Annotated in this window: 23 protein-coding genes, 1 tRNA gene and 1 pseudogene; 16 read left to right on the top strand and 9 right to left on the bottom strand. The window is 46.1% G+C overall.

The genetic code is table 11. The features are described from left to right. Positions 1 to 7: 7 nt before the first annotated feature. From J0X00_RS08410 to J0X00_RS08395, 4 genes are all read right to left on the bottom strand, one after another. Complete coding sequence (locus J0X00_RS08410; RefSeq protein WP_282477897.1) at positions 8 to 850, bottom strand: class II fructose-bisphosphate aldolase; 843 nt, start codon at positions 848 to 850, stop codon at positions 8 to 10. Then, positions 837 to 2,210, bottom strand: a complete 1,374-nt coding sequence (locus J0X00_RS08405; protein ID WP_282477896.1) for a PTS sugar transporter subunit IIC — start codon at positions 2,208 to 2,210, stop codon at positions 837 to 839. The genes J0X00_RS08410 and J0X00_RS08405 overlap by 14 nt, the downstream gene beginning before the upstream one ends. Before the next feature lie 96 nt (positions 2,211 to 2,306). Next, entirely contained in the window at positions 2,307 to 2,597 is a 291-nt protein-coding gene (locus J0X00_RS08400; RefSeq protein ID WP_282477895.1) for a PTS sugar transporter subunit IIB, read from the bottom strand. Between the two features lie 50 nt (positions 2,598 to 2,647). After that, on the bottom strand, positions 2,648 to 3,628 hold the full coding sequence (locus J0X00_RS08395) for a 6-phosphofructokinase (RefSeq protein ID WP_282477894.1): 981 nt from the start codon (positions 3,626 to 3,628) through the stop codon (positions 2,648 to 2,650). Between the two features lie 446 nt (positions 3,629 to 4,074). Between J0X00_RS08395 and J0X00_RS08390 the strand changes: the two are divergent. After that, positions 4,075 to 4,248, top strand: a pseudogene (locus J0X00_RS08390) (recombinase family protein); the annotation flags it as partial. Positions 4,249 to 4,468: 220 nt separating this feature from the next. Further along, positions 4,469 to 5,524, top strand: a complete 1,056-nt coding sequence (locus tag J0X00_RS08385) for an ISL3 family transposase (protein ID WP_282477893.1) — start codon at positions 4,469 to 4,471, stop codon at positions 5,522 to 5,524. A 302-nt stretch (positions 5,525 to 5,826) separates the two neighbouring features. Here the strand turns inward: J0X00_RS08385 and J0X00_RS08380 are convergent. Together J0X00_RS08380 and J0X00_RS08375 are read right to left on the bottom strand one after the other, a co-directional pair. Further along, a tRNA-Arg gene (locus J0X00_RS08380) sits at positions 5,827 to 5,903 on the bottom strand. A gap of 55 nt (positions 5,904 to 5,958) precedes the next feature. Continuing rightward, positions 5,959 to 7,092, bottom strand: a complete 1,134-nt coding sequence (locus tag J0X00_RS08375) for a flagellar assembly protein FlgT (protein WP_282477892.1) — start codon at positions 7,090 to 7,092, stop codon at positions 5,959 to 5,961. A gap of 162 nt (positions 7,093 to 7,254) precedes the next feature. Between J0X00_RS08375 and J0X00_RS08370 the strand changes: the two genes are divergently transcribed. Then, on the top strand, positions 7,255 to 7,890 hold the full coding sequence (locus J0X00_RS08370; RefSeq protein WP_136482331.1) for a FlgO family outer membrane protein: 636 nt from the start codon (positions 7,255 to 7,257) through the stop codon (positions 7,888 to 7,890). Positions 7,891 to 7,899: 9 nt separating this feature from the next. After that, on the top strand, positions 7,900 to 8,337 hold the full coding sequence (gene flgP / locus J0X00_RS08365) for a flagellar assembly lipoprotein FlgP (RefSeq protein WP_136482333.1): 438 nt from the start codon (positions 7,900 to 7,902) through the stop codon (positions 8,335 to 8,337). Positions 8,338 to 8,428: 91 nt separating this feature from the next. On the opposite strand, the gene flgN is transcribed toward flgP, so the two are convergent. From flgN to flgA, 3 genes are all read right to left on the bottom strand, one after another. Beyond that, entirely contained in the window at positions 8,429 to 8,854 is a 426-nt protein-coding gene (gene flgN / locus J0X00_RS08360; RefSeq protein WP_136482335.1) for a flagellar export chaperone FlgN, read from the bottom strand. A 35-nt stretch (positions 8,855 to 8,889) separates the two neighbouring features. Then, the gene (flgM, locus tag J0X00_RS08355; protein ID WP_136482337.1) at positions 8,890 to 9,210 is read right to left on the bottom strand and encodes a flagellar biosynthesis anti-sigma factor FlgM; all 321 of its coding nucleotides are present in this window, start codon (positions 9,208 to 9,210) and stop codon (positions 8,890 to 8,892) included. A 113-nt stretch (positions 9,211 to 9,323) separates the two neighbouring features. Beyond that, positions 9,324 to 10,067 (bottom strand): flagellar basal body P-ring formation chaperone FlgA, encoded by a 744-nt coding sequence (flgA, locus tag J0X00_RS08350; RefSeq protein ID WP_256612551.1) that lies wholly within the window; start codon positions 10,065 to 10,067, stop codon positions 9,324 to 9,326. A gap of 81 nt (positions 10,068 to 10,148) precedes the next feature. Here flgA and J0X00_RS08345 point away from each other — a divergent pair, with 81 nt between their 5' ends. The 12 genes from J0X00_RS08345 to flgJ all read left to right on the top strand — a co-directional run bounded on the left by J0X00_RS08345 (position 10,149) and on the right by flgJ (position 19,880). Then, the gene (locus tag J0X00_RS08345) at positions 10,149 to 11,075 is read left to right on the top strand and encodes a chemotaxis protein CheV (protein WP_136482341.1); all 927 of its coding nucleotides are present in this window, start codon (positions 10,149 to 10,151) and stop codon (positions 11,073 to 11,075) included. Positions 11,076 to 11,085: 10 nt separating this feature from the next. Beyond that, positions 11,086 to 11,913, top strand: a complete 828-nt coding sequence (locus tag J0X00_RS08340) for a protein-glutamate O-methyltransferase (protein WP_136482343.1) — start codon at positions 11,086 to 11,088, stop codon at positions 11,911 to 11,913. Positions 11,914 to 12,150: 237 nt separating this feature from the next. Continuing rightward, entirely contained in the window at positions 12,151 to 12,324 is a 174-nt protein-coding gene (locus tag J0X00_RS08335) for a hypothetical protein (protein WP_282477891.1), read from the top strand. Beyond that, on the top strand, positions 12,308 to 12,703 hold the full coding sequence (gene flgB / locus J0X00_RS08330; protein ID WP_136482347.1) for a flagellar basal body rod protein FlgB: 396 nt from the start codon (positions 12,308 to 12,310) through the stop codon (positions 12,701 to 12,703). The genes J0X00_RS08335 and flgB overlap by 17 nt, the downstream gene beginning before the upstream one ends. A 4-nt stretch (positions 12,704 to 12,707) precedes the next feature. Next, positions 12,708 to 13,124, top strand: a complete 417-nt coding sequence (gene flgC / locus J0X00_RS08325) for a flagellar basal body rod protein FlgC (RefSeq protein WP_136482349.1) — start codon at positions 12,708 to 12,710, stop codon at positions 13,122 to 13,124. A 17-nt stretch (positions 13,125 to 13,141) separates the two neighbouring features. Then, positions 13,142 to 13,849, top strand: a complete 708-nt coding sequence (gene flgD, locus J0X00_RS08320; RefSeq protein WP_136482351.1) for a flagellar hook assembly protein FlgD — start codon at positions 13,142 to 13,144, stop codon at positions 13,847 to 13,849. 28 nt (positions 13,850 to 13,877) lie between these two features. Further along, positions 13,878 to 15,182: a flagellar hook protein FlgE gene (gene flgE, locus J0X00_RS08315; protein WP_136482353.1), complete on the top strand. Its 1,305-nt coding sequence runs from the start codon at positions 13,878 to 13,880 to the stop codon at positions 15,180 to 15,182. A gap of 199 nt (positions 15,183 to 15,381) precedes the next feature. After that, a complete protein-coding gene (gene flgF / locus J0X00_RS08310) occupies positions 15,382 to 16,131 on the top strand; it encodes a flagellar basal-body rod protein FlgF (RefSeq protein WP_282477890.1) in 750 nt (249 codons plus the stop codon). Between the two features lie 19 nt (positions 16,132 to 16,150). Then, positions 16,151 to 16,939, top strand: coding sequence for a flagellar basal-body rod protein FlgG (gene flgG / locus J0X00_RS08305; protein ID WP_136482358.1), 789 nt, complete (start codon positions 16,151 to 16,153; stop codon positions 16,937 to 16,939). A gap of 38 nt (positions 16,940 to 16,977) precedes the next feature. Further along, positions 16,978 to 17,757, top strand: a complete 780-nt coding sequence (gene flgH / locus J0X00_RS08300) for a flagellar basal body L-ring protein FlgH (protein WP_282477889.1) — start codon at positions 16,978 to 16,980, stop codon at positions 17,755 to 17,757. Positions 17,758 to 17,848: 91 nt separating this feature from the next. Next, positions 17,849 to 18,934: a flagellar basal body P-ring protein FlgI gene (locus J0X00_RS08295; protein WP_136482362.1), complete on the top strand. Its 1,086-nt coding sequence runs from the start codon at positions 17,849 to 17,851 to the stop codon at positions 18,932 to 18,934. Positions 18,935 to 18,944: 10 nt separating this feature from the next. Continuing rightward, positions 18,945 to 19,880, top strand: a complete 936-nt coding sequence (gene flgJ, locus J0X00_RS08290; protein WP_218562787.1) for a flagellar assembly peptidoglycan hydrolase FlgJ — start codon at positions 18,945 to 18,947, stop codon at positions 19,878 to 19,880. Positions 19,881 to 20,114: the final 234 nt, after the last annotated feature.

Below are 20,114 nucleotides of genomic sequence, written 5' to 3'. Positions count from 1 at the left end.
CCTAGAGTTAACTGAATAGATTGATTTTTTCAGCTATTACGTTTCTCACGGCTTGGCGAGCAGGGATGAAAAATTTACGTACAGAGTCATTAACTTTTCCACTTGAGAAAGTATCTTTGCAATGCTTAACCCATTGAACGTTCATTTCGGTACCAACGTTAACTTTGTTCATTCCTGTTCGAACTACAAACTTCATATCTTCGTCACTAACACCTGTACCGCCGTGTAAAACTAATGGCTTTTTAATTGTAGCGTGAAGTTCTTTTAACAGTTCATGTTGGATATTGGTTTTAGCAGTATAAGAGCCATGAACCGTCCCTATACTAACAGCTAACATGTCGACATCTGCGTTTTCAACAAATGTTTTAGCTTCTGATATGGACGTAAATGCGATATCGCCATCATCGACAGATTTGCCGTCTTCGGCGCCACCGATAGCGCCTAATTCCGCCTCTACAGTGACATTTACTTTATGCGCATACTCGATAATTAAGTTTGTATTTTTAATATTTTCTTCGAGAGGTAGGTGTGAACCATCATACATAACACTGCTAAAGCCACTATCAATAGCTTTCTTGATGTCCTCGATATTTGAACAGTGATCTAGGTGAAGACATGTAGGTACATTGTGAGCTTTAGCAAGGGATTTAATTGAACCTACAAGTAGCCCATACCCTAGATATTCGGCTGTCCCTGTTGAAATCTGAATCATCAAGGGGGAATTTGTATCTAGCGCCGCTTCAAAATATGCAGGTAACATTTCCAAACAGTGTAAGTTAAATGACCCAACAGCATTAAATCCACGTTCTTCTGCAATTGAGAATAATTCATTGTAGTTAAGCAGTTTCATTTGCAATATCCTTTTTATCTGAAGTAGTTGAAAGTGACTTATTGACGAAAATCGTAATAGCGATAACAAAGATGATGAATGTTCCAACAAATCCCCAATTACCGTTGAAGGCATTGCCTAGTAGCAGACCAGAAGAAATAACATCTGAGTCGCTGAACGTGACACCGACAAAGCCATAAGTTTCTAAAAGTGGAATAAGAATAGCTGGAAGGAATGTTATAAATAGACCGTGGACAACTCCACCGATGATAGCTCCTCGGCGACCGCCAATAGCATTACCAAAAATACCAGCGGTACCACCTGCGAAGAAGTTTGTTAATAGCCCAGGAAGAATCATTGCTAAACCAAACATTGGGAACAGCAACATACCGATAACCGTACCTACAGTTGTAGATAGGAAGCCTAGAATTACAGCATTAGGTGCGTACGGGAATAAGACTGGACAATCTAAAGCTGGTTTTGCATTTGGTACAAGACGCATAGCAATACCTTGGAATGCTGGAACTAGCTCTTGTAGTAATAGGCGAACACCTGAATAAAGCACAAATACGCCAGCAACAAAGACCATTGCTTGCATAAATGCGTACATTACAAAATTCATACCATTTGAGTATTGAGAGATATACTCAGGCCCAGCAGCCAATGCAGGAATGATATACATAGGTATCATCACGACAGCCATTGATAAGTATGTATCATTTAAAAATGAAAAAGCTTTTGGTAACTTGATATCTTCAGTGGATTTAGAGTTTTTCCCTACAATTTTTGCTGTGGCTGCCTGAACCATATATCCAATTGTACAGAAGTGACCCAAAGCTATATTGTCATTACCTGTTATTTTCCTAACAACAGGTTGAGCCATCGCTGGCATAGCTACAGCCATGATGCCGCCAAATATGCCACCCGTAAAAACAAGAGTCGCACCAGTTAAACCTGCTTTATAACCAATTACTGCACCAATTGTACTCATCCAAAGCAATGCTTGACCTGTTAGGAATATATACTTCCATGGAGTGAATCTAGCTATAACGATATTAGTTGCGAAAATAACGATAAGTGTTAAGGCTACTTCTGTTCCTAATTGTTTGTTGGCTACACCTGCTATAGCAGCAACGTCAGTAATATACCCTGTCATCCCAAATCCATTAGTAAAAATATTATTTAAAAATGTTAGGGTTTCAACGATGATATTTATTCCTGCCATCATTACCAAAAAACCAAGCATAGTTTTGAATGTACCTTCAAATACTTTACCATATGATTTTTTTTGCAGGATTAAACCAATCATTGCAATAAACGCTATTAGTATTGAGGCTTGGCCTAATAAATCTTTAACTATGAACTCAAATAATGCATTCATTATATTTTCTCCATGTTCTATCAAATTTAGGGTGTAAGAAGCCTAATGCGCAATTAAGTCACTTATATTTTTTAAACTAAGAGATGTTTTTATTTTTTATTTTTGAAAGAAATTACTAAGCTTTTCTTCCATTTCATTACTATCAGTAAATTTTTGTATTGTTATTATTTTCTCAGCATCTTCTGGTGAAGCACTAGCTCTGATAGCATCAGAAAATGATGTAGATGTAATAATTGCGTCTGGTTTTAATGCTAATACTTCCGATACCGTTGTATGGTTCAAATTAAAGTCAACACCCATTTTTTCTAAAATAGGCTTTGCTGTCATTTCTAGAGCAAAACTAGAACCTAAACCGCATCCACATACACACCAAATGTTGTAAGCCATAATTTATTCCTTCATTCATGTTCTATCTTTCATTGTTTATTATAAGATTTTTATATTATTCCTAACTGCTGTGCTAGTTTAAAATAATGTCCATCCTTATCTATCACTCTATTCTCCATAGTATCTAAATCTACGGGAATAGGCTTATTACTTGAGTTTATTACAATGACTTTATTAGCCATTCCACTTTTGATGCAACGAACAACCTCACTTGCAGCAATTGTTCCTTGATATATTTCTTCTGTTGTAGGACACCCATTTCTTAAACCAAATCCTAACGTTGTTTTTCTTGTTCTAATTCCGATTAATGGTTCTAACTTTTCTGCTACTGTATTTATCGCACCTTGGAATCCTGGTATATATTCATGTGTATAACTTTCTGCACAAAGTATTATTACGCTGTTTTGTATAGCCAGCTTTTCTTGAACTCTTCGTGCCAAATCTTCAATAGGTATATGATGTTCTGGTATTAAAGCAAAATCAGAGTTGGATTTTATAGCTGACTGTAATGTCAGTTCACCACAATAAGCACCTAATACCTCTACAAGAAATACTCGATTTGGTAATGCTCGACCAGTATTTCTAAGTTTTGTTACTTCGTGAAGGACTTGTTCACAAGCCGTTGAAAAACCGATAGTATATTCAGAACCATCTAAGTCATTATCAACAGTCATTCCAACACCAAAGCAATTCACTCCGTGTAAACTGAGCTTATGTAGAAATTTCATTGAACCATCCCCACCAGCTAAAATGAGGACTTCTATTTTTTCTTTTTTTAATTTGGCCGCTATTTGTTGGTATTCACCTTGGTTTAAATACCTTTCTGAACGACCAGAAGATATTATTGGCATTGAAGATATAGAGTAGTCAATAAGATCTCTATAGCTTACTTCTATTTTATTTCCACTAAGGAGACCGTGAATCCCGCCATTGAATATAGTTATATCAGCACTAGATATTCTTGCTACTTGAAATATAAAGTTATTTATCCCCGAGCTATCTCCGCCACTAATTACTATTCCGATCTTCATATGTACTCCCATAACTTTAATCTGAGTTTATTATTGACCGCCAAATTAAATTATTTTGTGATTTGAGTCACTAAATTACCCTGATTTGATCATTTATTGACTCTTTGTGATCTGTGCACACTATTGTTTTTGTGATCAATGTCTCTAATTTATTTTTGTTGTTAATTATATGTTAAATTTATTTTCTAAGGTAGAGTTAAATCTAATTGATGCTTTGAATATTTTCACTTTGATTCACCCACACATGATGAATTCATCATGTGAGGGTGAAGTGTGATGAATTTTAAAATTTTATTTCTTTAAATTATCTCGATGATTTGTGTCAAATTTACCTATAGATAAATTTGATAGTAGGGTTTGAATATCCTAATACTTAATAGATATATTAAAATAGACGTTATTTAATGATCGGTTTAAATTAGACACTTTGTCTCATAAGGAGTCATTTGATGATTAGAGCGTATCTGAGAGCTTCTACGGATAAACAGGATGCTAGTCGTTCAAAAGATGAGTTAAAGGCTTTTGTAACGAATCATAATCAAAGAATAGCTAGCTTTTATCAAGAGAATATCACCGGAACTAAGCCTGATCGCCCAGAGCTGAACCGACTACTTAGTGATTGATAGTAATTGCAGGTGTCTTTAAGGAGTTCTGTTTTCCCACATCCGTTATTACCAATGATAACCGTAAAAGCATTACTTTCATCACTCTCTTTTTCCCAGAGGATACGTTCTCTAATTTTATTAGGTTCATCGCGGATTAGCGGGAACTTAAAACAAAAACGGTAGTAAGTGATAAAGTTACATCGCCAAACACAACCTTACACAAACTACCGTTTTCATGCCGAATCATACTTTCCTATCATCGTTCTGGGAAGGCTTTCATGTCGTAAAGTCTGTACAAACGTCTTCTCTCATCACGATTACTCTTCAACCCAGCACAACTGCTCGATGTTCATGTGGGCAACATGTTCAAGCCATACATGATTATCAGTGGCGCACGATTAAAGAAGCGATGATTCTCGGCGTACCCGTCGAGCTATCCCTACAAACAAGGCGTATCAAGTGCCCTGACTGCGGTATCAAAACCGAATCTATTTCTTGGCTTGAACCTTTTGCTCGCCTGACTAACCGCTTAAGAAGTTACATTGAGCAGTTGTTGCCTCTTCTTCCTATCAAACATATTGCCCAGATGACGGGGGTTCATTGGCATACGATTAAGGCGATAGATAAGCGTCGGCTGCAACATGTGGTGCCAGAGGTTAACTGGGCAGAGCTGAGACAACTGGTCATGGATGAGTTTGCTCTCTTCAAGGGACATCGTTATGCCACTGTTATCGCGGATGCTAAGACGCATCAAGTGCTTTGGATAGGCGTCGGACGCAGCCGAAAAGATATCCGTCCCTTCTTTGAATTACTCGGTGAGCATAGCCAGAACATAGAAGCGGTTGCAATGGATATGAATACGGCTTTCGACTTTGAAGTGCAGCAACATTGTCCTAACGCCCGCATTGTGTACGACTTATTCCACGTGGTCGCCAAATTTGGCCGGGAAGTGATGGATAGAGTCAGAGTTGACCAAGCTAATCAACTCAAACAGGACAAGAAAACGCGCCAATGGGTGAAACGTTCACGCTGGGTTCTCCTCAAAAACAGAGCTAATTTAGACGGTAAGCAGGAGAGCTATCTGAGTGAGATACTGAGCATGAACAAGGACTTAATGGTGACGTATTTACTTGGCTCTCAGCTTAAAGAGTTATGGAGGTGCCAGTCGGAAAGAGAATCTTTTAGAAAGCCAAAAATGTCAAAAATTGTGCTCTTCCCACTACCATTTTTACCTACAAAAACACATAAGCTAGGCATATTTTTTAGTTCAATTTGCTTTAAAGCACGGTAGTTTTTAACTCTCAAGTACTCGATTTTCACCAATAGCTCCTCTCACATTTTTTAACTATCTTTAAGTATGATTTTTTGTTGATTTTACCTTAAAAACTACGGGGTTTGGTAAAATTAATCTACTGAGGATGTTCGCATTTTACAAAGTTAAGGCAAATTTATCAGGGGTATTAAGTTTATTGAGAGGGTAACAGCTGAGCATTTATTATGTGTTTTTTATTGAAAATATATAGAGTCGTGATCATTATGTGGATATAAACAAAAGCGCCTTAGCTTAATTTGAAGCTAAGGCGCTGTTTTATATGGCGCTCCCGACAGGATTTGAACCTGTGACCTGCCCCTTAGGAGGGGGCCGCGCTATCCAGCTGTGCCACGGGAGCGGAGAAAGAATATACTACCCAATTATTTGAATAAATTCATGTTTTCAAATCACAATCATAACTGTTTGTGCATTACGTCGCCAACTTGAATACTGGAAGCCAGCTCCGGCTGATCTACGGTCAGTTCTGCATTGGTGTCATAGACACGGCTTACGGTCAGGGTGATTTCGCTTTGTGACACTTTATTGCGCGGCAACCCGTTTTGATCGATAAAGGCACCGGTGTGCCACAGTTGCAACTTATCGCCCTCTCTGACGCCGTGAATTCTACCCAAATCCATGCTCACGGTATTACCAAATTTAGCCACCACCTCTGGCAGGGTAATTTTGCAGGAGATTTGTGACTCCAGATCCAGCATGATATCCCGGCTGACCTGAAGCAGCATCTGACCGTAAGTGGATGTCCAGAAGCGGGCGCTGCGGGTATCGACCTGGCTGGTTTTAGCAAATGGCCAGTTGGCCACTTCGCGGTAATTACCTTGATACACTTCGCTGCCGGTTTTGCCGTCAAACACATGCAGTTCGAGCGCAAACTGACGGTTAATCACATCATCCTGGAAGGTGCCCTGATCGACGGTTGCGGTCAGGTCGGTAATCACTCCGCCAACCAGGTACTGAGCTCCTGAGTCCTGAGCCAGCATTTTGATCCGCTCCGGGTTGCGGGCATCAATATCATAGTCTGTGGTGCCAACCGACATAAAACTGTGCGAGTCCTGCTCGATCTGGCGATTGAGGATATGGGCGAAGTCATCGCCGACATCGTAGATCTGACCCATCACGGCTTGCTGGGGAGAGGCAACATCAATATTGCCGATCATAAAGGTCTTTTTATAGTTACTGATGTGGCAAGCTGTTGCCGACGGATAAATATCAATCCGGGCGCGCACCTGCATCACATTCCCGACCACAAGGCGTTTTTCCACCAGAATCGAGCGTACCTCATGATTGGCAAACAGATATTCGCGCCGGTTGTCCTCCAGCAACGGTAACAGGTTACTGATACTGCCAATATCTGCCCCGGCAAAATTTACCGCTTTATAGATGGCATCTTCCAATGCATGCAGTCTGGCCGATTCTTCGGAGGCAACAATGGCCGAGGTTCCGGTAACCTCATACCAGGCTGCGTGGGCTGCAGGAATCCAAAGTGACAATAAAAGCATTGAAACTAAAGAATAAATGTTTTTTTTCATCGTAATTTACCAGTCAGGTACAAATTTTGCTTTTTAATTTTCAGCTGATGTAGGCATTTGCTGTTCAAAGTGGTCTCAGCTTAGAAAAGCAAAGAGCGTTCCAGTTTTGTCACAGAGAGTGAAATTGAACGTGCCGCCTTAGTATATCTGGAGATGAAGATAATGAAAAAATGGCTTTGCTTAGTGCCGGCGATGATGCTGACTGCCTGCTCTTATGCCCCGATCTATAACGGCAAAGAGTCATACGGTGGTTCGCAGTTTATGTTGATGGAGAGTCCGCGCCACACCCTGGACTTCTTTGTGGACAGCTTGACCGAAGATCTGGTCGAATCGAATACCAGTGTGACTGCCCGTACACCGATTGCAATTACCTCTTTTGTCGATTTGCAGAATATGGATACCACTAACTGGCTGGGCAACTCGGTCTCGGAAGGGTTGATTTATCAGTTCCAGCGCCGTGGGTTTAAAGTGGTGGATTTCAAAACCACAGGTTCTATTCAGGTCACTCAACAAGGTGATTTTGCTTTCAGTCGTGAATGGAAAGATCTGGCCCAGCAGCAAGAGATTCAGTATGTTCTGACCGGGACCATGTTGCGTCAGGAAGGTGGCGTACTGATTAACGCCCGAGTGGTTGGTATGCAGTCACGGATCGTTGTGGCTACCGCGCAAGGCTTTTTACCGGCGGATCGTATTGGCCGCGATCTGGATACGCTGAACAGTATGCGTACTCAGGATGGGGTGTTAATTCGGTCCGATCCAACCATGACTCAACCATACACTGTGATTTTGCGTCCCTAGGAGGAAAGGATGAAATACGGATTACTCGTACTGCTGGCCGCTGTGATGGCCTTATCCGGATGTCAGCCGCTCCAGACTTTGCGCGCGGATGAGTGGTTGACTGCGGTGGGTTACGCCAATATTAATGAACAGCGTGGCCGCGATACGGCAGAGAAACAGGTTCGCGCGATGCGCGCATCGAAAATCGATGCTTATCGTGAACTCGCTGAACAGGTGTATGGCATGCGCGTCAGTGGGCGTTCGCAATTGCAGGATCAGCGAATGGGGACTGAACTGACGGCTGGTGCTGTTGATGGTGTGATCCGCGGTGCGGAAGTGGTGCGTAGTTATAAAGTTGGCGACAATTACGTGACTGAGCTGCGTCTCGATATTCGTAAGATGGATCGTCTGCGCGACTACGGTGAAGTGCAGCAGGTGCCGGAAAATCGTCAGCAAACATTATTCTAAGCGGCACACTCTCATCTCTCCAGATAACAAAAAAGCGGCGCTCGACAGCCGCTTTTTTGTTATCTGTTACGCAGTTTATGCCCTGATGCGGTCAGGCTTTAATATTGGTGCCTAAGGTCGATACGGTATGAGTTTGACCGGTCGCGTTGTAAGTCATGCCGATTTTACCGTGACTTTGCTGCATCAGATTATTCAATTTGTTGAAACTTAGCTGAGCACGATTTAGTGCCTCGCCGTTGACGGCATTAGCTTGTTGGCACTCTTGTACCAGGCTGCGGATTTGTTCGACCAGATTCGCCAAGTATTCATCTTCTGTCAGGCTCGGAACATGAGGATGATTGGAAATGCGTTGGTCGGTCTGTTGCAACTGGCCGACTAGGGTGATTTTCTGTTTCGCCAGCGCTTCTATATCCGCGGCAACACGGCCGGTGATGGCAATTTTTTCCTGCTCCAGTAACGCGGACAGCTCCTGGGCGTTTTTGAGCTGAAACTCGACTAAGTCTTTCAATGCTGCCATGACTTCATCACCTTTTTGCCGGACTGAGTATCAGCTTACAGGCCACCCAGTTCATTTTCAAATTTGATCATATTGTCGGCCAGTTTTTCCGGATCGACTTTGTACGAGCCGTTCGCAATCGCTTCTTTGATTGCAGCGACTTTGGCGCTGTCGAAACTCGGCGTCGCGGCCATTTCGTTATGCATTTCACCGATTGCTTTGCCCTGAGAGCTCAGCGATACCGCATCGTTACGCGGTTGAGAACTCTGACTGACTGAGCCAGAAGTTGTTGATGATGCATTAGATTCTGAACGCGCAGGGCTTCGGCTCGTTGTCGTCAACGAGTTTCCTGAGCGAATGTTATCAATGCCTGCCATATTTTTGAGCCTTATAAAACTATGAACGTGTACCGTCAATATCGACTGTTGAGCGACGAACTTTAGCTTTTTCTTAACAGTCGGGTAAATTTCCCTGCGTTGAGTAGAGGCAGCTAAAATCGTACGGTGACTTCACCTATTCCGCTGACTTGAGCATCTATTATACGGTTAGATTTGCTATTTTTCACTTTTATCTGTTCACCAAAGGTCCCGTCCGACAATGCGGTGCCTTCGGTTGTGATGCTCATCCCGCCGCTGACGGCGCGGATACGTACGTTTTCATTACGGCAAACCACACAGACATCATTTTGCTCGATGACATCACCTAACTTAAGGTTTTTCTTGGTCTTTGCTCCGACCACCAGATCCGGAGAGGAAAAACCTTGCCGTCTGAAGCGCAGCAGATCTACCATACTCATCGTCACATTATGAGCTGTGATGATTTGGCCGCGGGTCAGTGGTGTTAGTGCGGTGACCATGGGAACCGTTACCGTTAATTTGACCGGAACATAGACTTTCCAGTTATCAGGCTCACATTCTACTAACACAGTGATCGCACTGGCAGAGCCGTTGTTAGATGATGATGAGGTCTGCAGTGGCGCAGGGCAGTCGGTGGCAAAAATACGCTCATCGATATTGGCGGCACTGACATCCAGCTCGCTGCCGGCCGGTGTATCCACGTTGCTCAAAACGTGCTGCTGAGCGGCTTGCTGAATCTGAACAATTTGTTCTGGTGTTGCACTGTGCACAGAAAGACTAAAGAAAACGCACAAAAAGCCGATACAGGTATAATAAAAGTGGCAGAAAGCTCTACACTTACGTTTGGTATGTTGGCATACACGGGTATTCGAAATCATGGTTCGGTTCTCTGGTTTCTTCATAGCCTTAGGTAGGTTATCACTTTTTTACATAAAAATGTTTAAGATGGAGATGTGCATATGACGGGTATTCTTGATTCTGTGAATCAACGTACGCAACTCGTCGGTCAAAACCGACTGGAATTACTAACCTTCCGTCTGAACGGACGCCAACGTTATGGCATTAACGTATTTAAGGTGAAAGAAGTTCTCCAGTGCCCTCGTTTGACTGCAATGCCTAATTTGCATCGACTGGTAAAAGGCGTTGCGCACATCCGTGGTCAGACCGTATCGGTGATTGATTTGAGTCTGGCGATTGGTGGCCGTCCGACCACCGAAATTGACAAAAGTTTTGTGGTCATTGCCGAGTTCAACCGCACGATTCAGGCTTTCCTGGTCAGCTCAGTTGAACGTATTATCAACATGCGTTGGGAAGCCATTTTGCCACCACCGGAAGGGGCTGGTAAAGGTAACTACCTGACTGCGGTGACCAATATTGATAACGAGCTGGTAGAAATTCTCGACGTAGAGAAAATTCTGGCCGAGATCGCTCCGGTGAATGAAGTGATGGATGCCAGCATTGGCGAGCAGATTGCTCATGCCGAGCAGGAAAAAGAAATCGTACGCCGTATACTGATTGCGGACGACTCGAGTGTGGCACGCAAACAGGTGCAACGTGCGATTGAGTCGATTGGATTTGAGTGTATCCTGGCCAAAGATGGCAAAGATGCTCATCAGCAATTGGCCAATATGGCTAAAGAGGGGAGCATTTACGATCAGATTTCTCTGGTTATTTCAGACATTGAAATGCCGGAAATGGATGGTTATACCCTGACTGCTGAAATTCGTCGTAACCCGGCTCTTAAAGACTTGTATGTTATTCTTCACTCGTCACTGAGTGGTGTATTCAACCAGGCGATGGTTGAGCGAGTCGGTGCGAATTCGTTCATTGCGAAATTTAACCCGGATGAACTGGGTAACGCAGTGAAAAAGGCTTTAGTAGAATAAAGAGAACTGAATGACTGCGATAACTATCAGCGATCAAGAATATCGTGATTTCTGCCGCTTTCTGGAATCTCAGTGCGGCATCGTGCTGGGAGACAGTAAACAGTACCTGGTCAGAAGTCGTCTGAGTCCGCTTGTCAGCAAATTCAAGCTGGCATCGCTATCCGATCTGCTGCGTGATGTTACAACCGGCCGCAACCGAGAGTTGCGTGTCGCCGCAGTGGACGCGATGACGACCAATGAAACCTTATGGTTCCGTGATACCTATCCATACACAGTATTGGCCGATAAGCTGTTGCCTGAACTGGCCAAGAACAAGCGTCCGATCAAAATCTGGTCTTCGGCCAGTTCTTCTGGTCAGGAGCCTTACTCTATGGCGATGACCGTGTTGGAAGTACAGCAACGTCGTCCTGGTGTGTTACCCAGCGTGTCTATTACTGCAACCGATATCTCGACCAGTATGCTGGATATGTGCCGGGCCGGTGTGTATGACAACCTGGCTCTGGGGCGTGGTCTTTCTCCGGAGCGTCGTCGCACCTTCTTTGAAGACGCCGGTGATGGCCGGATGAAGATCAAAGACAACGTCAAGCGAATGGTTAACTTCCGCCCGCAGAACCTGATGGAAAGCTATAGCTTGCTGGGCAAGTTCGACATTATTTTTTGTCGAAATGTCTTGATTTACTTCTCGCCAGAGATGAAGTCCAAAGTACTTAATCAAATGGCAAGCAGCCTTAATCCCGGTGGCTACCTGCTGCTTGGGGCATCAGAATCTCTGACCGGTCTGACTGACCGTTTTGAGATGGTGCGCTGTAACCCAGGTATCATCTATAAGCTCAAATAAGCTATAAGCTCAAATAAGCGTTATACCTCACCGATAAGCCCGGCAAATTGCCGGGCTTTTGTTTGCCGCTGTACTCGCCCGTGACTCCTCACCATTGCCGCCGGCAAGCGCTTGTGCGATCGGCTTAAGGTGTGTGTCCGGTTAAAGATGACGGCTATACTAAGGAGGCAAAGGTGCGCTGCAGGCTTGCCGCCGGGCTGACATTCCCCCGGTGGCGGCTTGGTAAAATAGGGTTGGATGAAAACATTACCGGATATGGTTTTTGCTCAGCGCTCTGGCGTGTATTTTGCAAAACAGCAAGGGATGATGATGTGGTCAATGTGTATTGTTAAAGTTGGTACGCTAATTGCTATAAATTCATCAGTAACGGTCAGTTCTATCAAAGAGGCACAGTATGGCTATTTCTTTTGACAATGCACTCGGTATCCACCAGTACACGGTGGGTGTGCGTGAACGTAATGCGGAAGTGATTGCTTCTAACATTGCGCAAGCAAACACTCCTGGGTTCAAAGCAAAAGGAATGGACTTCCAGAAGGCGTTGCAGGCGGCAAGTTCGGAGGCAAGCATTGGTCTTAGCCTTACCGATGGTCGGCATATTCCTGCCTCTGCGAATGTGACAGGGGAAATGCTTTACCGTCTTCCGACACAACCTGACACTGGTGATGGCAATACGGTGGATGTGGATCTGGAGCGTAACTTGTTTATGCAAAACCAGATGCGTCACCAGGCATCACTCGATTTCTTAGGCAGCAAGTTTAAGAACTTAACCAAAGCTATCAAAGGGGAATAATTAGATGAGCTTATTTAATGTGTTCAATGTGACTGGTTCTGCAATGAGTGCTGAATCTGTTCGTCTAAATACCACTTCGAGCAACCTAGCGAATGCGGACAGTATCAGCAGCTCTGCGAAAGATACTTACAAAGCTCGTCATGCGGTGTTTGGCGCTGAGTTAAGTAAGGCACGTTATAACCATGATGTGAATGTGCCAGTCAAAGTGTTGGGCATTGTAGAAAGCGATAAACCGCTTACCGCGGAGTTTAACCCGGATCACCCACTTGCTAATGACGAAGGTTATATCTACAAGCCTAACGTCAACGTGATGGAAGAAATGGCCAATATGATCTCAGCATCCCGCGCATACCAAAGTAATGTTCAGGTCGCTGAGGCGAGTAAACAAATGCTGCTGCGTACGCTGCAGATGGGTCAATAAGGATAAGGAGGTAGCGAATGGCCGGAATTAATAACGTTGGTCAAAGCGGCTTGTCCTATGTTGACCAGCTAAAAGCGCTTCAAGAGAAAAATAAGCCAACCGAGACAACGGGTAAACAGGATCTCAAACAAGAGGATTTCCTGTCGTTGCTCACCAAGCAGCTTTCTCAACAAGACCCTTTTAAGCCGGTCGGCAACGACCAGATGATCGCGCAAATGGCTTCATTTGCCACGGTTGATGGTATCGGCAATATGAACAAGCAGTTTGAAAGTCTCAACTCGTCGATGACATCAAACCAAGCTCTGCAGGCATCTTCTCTGGTAGGTCGTGATGTACTGGTACCAGGTGCTGCAGGGGTGAAAAAGGACGGCGCCAGTATGGCGGCGATGGTGAAGCTCCCCCAATCCATGGAAAACGTCATGGTGCGAGTTGAAAACGAAGCGGGCCAGCTGGTGCGCACGTTTGATCTCGGAGCGAAGCCAAGCGGTGATAACCGCATCGAATGGGACGGTAATGATCAAAACGGTAATCCATTGCCGGGCGGCAAATACAAAGTGAGAGCTTCGGGTTTGCTGAATGGGGAAAGCAAAGACTTTGAGGTGTCGACCTATGCCAATGTCAATAGCGTTCTCCTGGGTAAAGGTGATGGTAACGTACTGCTCAATCTGGCTGGTTTTGAATCGCCAGTTCGACTTGCTGAAGTACTAGAAGTTGGCCAAGCATAATCATGCTAGCTAGATAGGAGAATTTGGAATGTCATATGTATCTCTAAGCGGTTTGTCCGCAGCTCAGTTAGATCTGAACACCACCAGTAACAACATTGCGAACGCCAATACCTTTGGCTTTAAAGAGTCGCGTGCGGAATTTGGTGATGTTTACTCGAATTCACTGTTCACTAACGCGAAAACCACTCCGGGTGGTGGCGTGATGGCGAACAAGGTCGCGCAGCAATTCCATGAAGGTTCAAGTATTTATACTAACAACCCGATGGACCTACGTATCTCAGGTACCGGCTTTTTTGCGGTTTCTAAAGATCGTATGGTGCCGCAGCAAAATGAGTTGACGCGTAACGGTGCGTTCCACCTGAACAAAGACAACTACATGGTGACCTCAAATGAAGAGTTCCTGCTGGGCTATCAGGTTAATCCGGATACCGGCGAAGTGCTGTCTTATGAGCCTTCACCGCTGAACATTCCAGCTGAGTTTGGTAAGCCAAAGCAGACCTCAAATATTGATGTGGGTGTCAACCTGCCGGCTAACGGTGATCTAAAAGATCCAACCTTGTTTGATTTCACCGATCCGGAAACTTACAACCGTTCAACCTCGTCAACCATCTATGACTCGATGGGGCAGTCGTATAAGTTAACCACGTATTATCTGAAAGATCAGACTCAGCCGAATACGTGGCAGACATATTACACAGTGACTGACCGTGACGGTGAGAAGCCAATTAACATCGCTGGCGGTGATGCAACGTCGGGTAGCGGTCAGGTTGGTCACACCATGCGCTTCAATAACGATGGAACATTGGCAAGCCTGAACAATGGTCAGCCTATTGTTTCTGAAGCATTGGGTGCGGGTGCTAACCCGCTTAACCTGAATGGTGCTGATGTCAACCAGACCTTATCTTTCGGTCTGGATGCGGCCACTCAGTTTGCCGCTCCGTTTGAACTGACTAAGTTTGATGAAGATGGGGCGACAACCGGCTTCCTGACCAAGATCGATTTTGACGAAAACGGCAGTGTGATGGGTACTTATTCGAACGGTGAAAACGTGACTCTGGGCCGAGTGGGCCTGGTGCGTGTACCGAACGAGCAAGGCCTGGATAAAAAAGGTGGTACTCAGTGGGATTCGACTCAGATGTCCGGTGGTAAAATCTGGGGTGAATCCAACAAAGGTTCATTTGGTACCATTAAGAACGGCACACTCGAGCAGTCAAACATTGATATGACTCAGGAGCTGGTGGACCTTATCTCCGCGCAGCGTAACTTCCAGGCCAACTCACGTGCTCTGGAAGTCCATAACCAGCTGCAACAGAATATCCTGCAGATTCGATAATCCTTTCATCTGGCCTGTCAAACCAGCGGCAACGCTGGTTTGACAGGATTGCCACTTGCCTCATTGCCGCGGCAAATTCTGTCTTCCCCTCTCAACAATTTCCTGCTTTATCTTTCCTAATAATTTGATTTAAAACACTATTTATTTTTGGCACGCCAATTGCTTTATTACAGTTAATAAACGATTTTGGGAGCGAATTATGGATCGTGCTTTGTTTTTAGCCATGAGTGGCGCCAAGCAGAATATGCAAGCAATGCAGCTGAGAGCGAACAACCTGGCCAACGTCAGTACCACCGGTTTCCGGGCGGATCTGGAGCAGGCGCGTTCCATGCAAGCGTACGGTGATGGCCTGCCAAGCCGGGTATTCAGCATGACTGAGCGTCCGGGGCACAATTTTCAGCAGGGCAGTGTGATCACGACCGGCCGCGATTTAGATGTGACTGTCCAGGGCGATGGCTGGCTGGCAGTGATGGATAAAACCGGCAAAGAAGGTCTGACCCGCAACGGCAATCTCAATATCGACGCGAACGGACTGCTGATGAATGGCAGTGGCCATCTGGTACTGGGTGAGAATGGTGCGCCTATCACTTTGCCGGTTCCGCTGGCCAAAGTGTCGATTGGCAATGATGGGACGATTTCGGTTCGTCCGCAGGGCGCTCCGCCGGATGCGATGGAAATCGTTGATCGCATCAAACTGGTTAAACCCGATAATCAATCGTTATATAAAGATGTCAATGGTCTGTTCCGGGCGAAAGATCCCAACGTAGCCTATGACGCAGATGCAACGGTCAAAATCCTGACCGGTGCGGTAGAAGGCAGTAATGTCAATGCGGTTGGCGAAATGACCAGCCTGATTGATCTGCAACGTCAGTTTGAAATGCAGGTCAAGATGATGAAAACGGCAGAAGACATGGATAAATCATCCGATACTCTGCTGCGCATGAGCTAACCGAGAACAGGAGTTTAATATGCAGCCGGCATTATGGGTAAGTAAAACGGGTCTGGACGCACAGCAAACCAACATTGCGACCATTTCCAACAACCTGGCCAACGCCTCGACCGTAGGGTTTAAGAAAAGCCGTGCGGTGTTTGAAGACCTGTTTTATCAAAATATTAACCAGCCAGGCGGCCAGTCGTCTCAGAACACCGAATTACCGAGTGGTCTGATGCTGGGCGCGGGCTCAAAGGTGGTCGCAACCCAAAAAGTGCATACTCATGGGAATGCACAGACCACGTCCAACAGTTTGGACATGATGATTGAAGGGGATGGCTTTTTCCAGATTCTGATGCCTGATGGCAACATCGGCTATAGCCGTAATGGTCAGTTTACTCTTAATGCTGAAGGCGTGATTGTGACCTCAGGTGACGGCTATCCGCTGCAGCCGGAAATTGTTATCCCTGACGATGCTATCTCGATTTCGGTTGGTAATGACGGTGAAGTGTCAGTAAGGGTACGTGGCCAGCAGGACAACCAGGTGCTTGGTCAGATCACCACCGTTGATTTTATTAACCCGGGTGGCCTGGAACCGATTGGACAGAACCTGTACTTACCGACCGGCGCCAGTGGCGATCCGCAGGAAGGGGTGCCTGGGCTGGATGGTCTGGGTAATATCCGTCAGTCGATGCTGGAAAGCTCCAACGTGAACGTGACCGAAGAGCTGGTCAACATGATTGAAGCGCAGCGCGTGTATGAGATGAACTCAAAAGTGATCTCGGCTGTGGACAAAATGATGAGCTTTGTTAACCAGCAGCTGTAAGCGCTGGATTAGTGACAGATTAGCAAGAGAATGCCGCGATGAAACGTTTACTCAGTTTAGCTTTGATTTCACTGTTATCAGGCTGTAGCCTGCTGCAGGAGCCGATTGAAACACCGGATGTTGCAGCAGGCACCACAGTGGTGGATGCGGTGGAAGGTGATCAGTCTGAGCCGAGCAGTACCGGCCTTATCGATACGTTGCGTAATCGTACCGACCCGGTGGCGGGCGACCCGGCCTGGGCGCCGATTCATCCGAAGAAAAAACCGGAGCATTACGCGGCAGAAACCGGCTCGCTGTTTAATCTTGACCATGCCAACAGCTTGTATGACGACTCCAAACCGCATGGTATCGGGGATATTATCACGGTTAACCTGGACGAGAGCACAAACGCCTCTAAGAGTGCCGATGCGGATTTATCCAAATCGAATGATGCCTCGATGGATCCGCTCAGTGTCGGCGGCCAGGAGCTCAAACTGGGCGATTACAACTTCTCATATGGTCTGAAAAACGATAACAAATTTTCCGGCAGTTCCGCTGCCAACCAGAGTAACAGCCTGTCCGGTTCGATTACGGTCGAAGTGATTGAGGTGCTGGCTAACGGTAACCTGGTGATCCGCGGTGAGAAATGGCTGACCCTCAATGCCGGTGACGAGTACATTCGTCTCAGTGGCACCATTCGTCCGGATGACATTGGGTTTGATAATACCATTGCCTCAAACCGCATTTCCAACGCCCGAATTCAATATTCCGGCACCGGAACCAATCAAGATATGCAAGAACCTGGATTCTTGGCACGATTTTTTAATGTCTCTTTGTAAGTCGGACTGGGCGGTCGAGATTTTGACAGCTTGAGGTATCGATGAGGCCAGATTGGCCTCATTGTTTTTATAAAGAGACAGGTAATCCACCATGAAAAGACTCACATTGTTATTGTTGATGTTTGTTGCGGCAACGGCGCAGGCTGCCCGCATCAAAGATATGGCTCAGGTAGCGGGTGTGCGCAGTAACCAGTTGGTGGGTTACGGCCTGGTCACTGGTTTGCCGGGCACCGGCGAATCTACCCCCTTTACCGATCAAAGCTTTAACGCGATGCTGCAGAACTTCGGCATTCAATTGCCGCCGGGGACCAAGCCAAAGACCAAAAACGTTGCCGCTGTGATCATCACTGCTGATTTACCGGCGTTTTCCAAACAGGGGCAAACCGTTGATGTGACCGTTTCATCGATTGGTTCCGCATCCAGCCTGCGTGGCGGTACTCTGATGCAGACGTTCCTCAAAGGTCTGGATGGTCAGGTGTATGCCGTTGCCCAGGGGAATCTGGTGGTGAGTGGCTTTAGTGCTAACGGCGCGGATGGCTCGAGCATTGTCGGCAATAACCCGACGGTGGGCATCATCTCCAATGGTGCCATTGTCGAGCGCGAAATTCCGACCCCGTTCAGTCGTGGCGATTTTATTACCTTTAACCTGTTTGAATCTGATTTCACGACCGCGCAGCGTATGGCGGATGCGGTGAACCAGTTCCTCGGGCCGCAAATGGCATCGGCTGTCGATGCCACTTCAGTAAAAGTGCGCGCACCGCGTGATGTCAGCCAGCGTGTGGCCTTCTTATCTGCGATTGAGAATCTTGAGTTCAATCCGGCAGACGGTGCGGCAAAAATCATTGTCAACTCGCGTACCGGCACCATAGTCGTCGGTCAGCACGTGCGTCTCAGACCGGCTGCGGTCACCCACGGTGGCATGACGGTTGCGATTAAAGAAGATTTGAATGTCAGCCAGCCAAATGGACTCTCGGCAGGTCAGACTGCAGTCGTACCGGACTCTTCGATCGAAGTGACCGAAAAACAAGGTAAGATGTTTAAACTTGAGCCTGGCGTGACGCTGGACGACTTAGTCCGCGCGGTCAATCAGGTGGGCGCAGCTCCGTCGGATCTGATGGCTATTCTGCAGGCGCTCAAACAAGCGGGTGCCATTGAAGGTCAACTGATCATTATTTAAGGAGCAGGTTATGGTTAATAATCCTAATGATGTCGGTTTTATTCACGATATTGCCAGCCTGGACAGCTTGCGTAAGCAGGCGGTAACCGGCGACAAACAATCGGAAAAAGAAGCACTGCGCTCGGCTGCGCGCCAGTTCGAATCGATATTTACCACCATGATGCTCAAATCGATGCGTGATGCCAATGCCAGCTTCAAATCGGGAATGTTCGACAGTCAGAACGAAGACTTCTACCGCCAGATGCTGGATGAACAGATGACCAGCGAACTGAGTGCTTCCGGCTCGCTTGGCTTAGCCGATATGATTGTTGCCCAGCTCTCTGCAGGCGATAATGCCGGTGCTGATCAGGGTGATAATTTTGACCAGGCGATGCGCCGTGTCGAGCGTGCCCGTGAGCAGGCGGCAATGCAACCGGCAACGGAGCCGGCGCAGGTTGCCGCAGCGGCAAGTCCGGTTGCCAGTGAGAAAGCGGATACATTTGAATCACCGCAGTCGTTTGTCGCTTCGCTCAAGCCGTACGCGAATAAAGCGGCCAAAGCTCTGGGTATTGATGCCTCACTGCTATTGGCTCAGGCGGCACTGGAGACGGGGTGGGGGCAGAAAGTGGTCAAAAATGCGCGTGGCAGCAGCCATAACCTGTTTAACATTAAGGCTGACCGCAGCTGGCAGGGTAATAAAGTCGCGACTCAGACGCTGGAATATTACAACCATACGCCAGTGATGGAAAAAGCAGCATTTCGCTCTTACGGCACCTATCAGGACAGCTTTAATGATTATGTGCGCTTTTTAGAAAATAACCCACGTTACAATACCGCGCTGCAGCATGGCGGTAATGATGAAGCCTTCATTCGTGGTATTCATCAGGCCGGTTATGCAACGGATCCTGAGTATGCCGACAAGGTGTTGCGGGTGAAAAGCCAGATAGAGCAGATGGACGCGCTGTAAGCGTGGTTGCAATGTCGCATCGTTCCCTTATTGCTAAGCCGGCATTGTTGCCGGTTTTTTTACTGCTGCCGGATGAGCTTTCTTTGCTTTACCTTGTTACCAATCACTTATTTATCTTGTTACCAATCCCTTATTTATCTGTAGCTTAGTTCGATTTTATCTTTTGGCATACATATTGCTTTTACCTTAACAGGTGCTGTATTACTGCGGCAATTTTCTTGGTTTTTGGGGGCA

The sequence above is a fragment of the Vibrio sp. ABG19 genome, assembly GCF_029962385.1.
GTDB classification, from domain to species: Bacteria; Pseudomonadota; Gammaproteobacteria; order Enterobacterales; family Vibrionaceae; genus Vibrio; species Vibrio ostreae.
The sequence above is the reverse complement of the archived record's forward strand: the minus strand, read 5'-3'. Positions and strand labels throughout refer to the sequence as shown.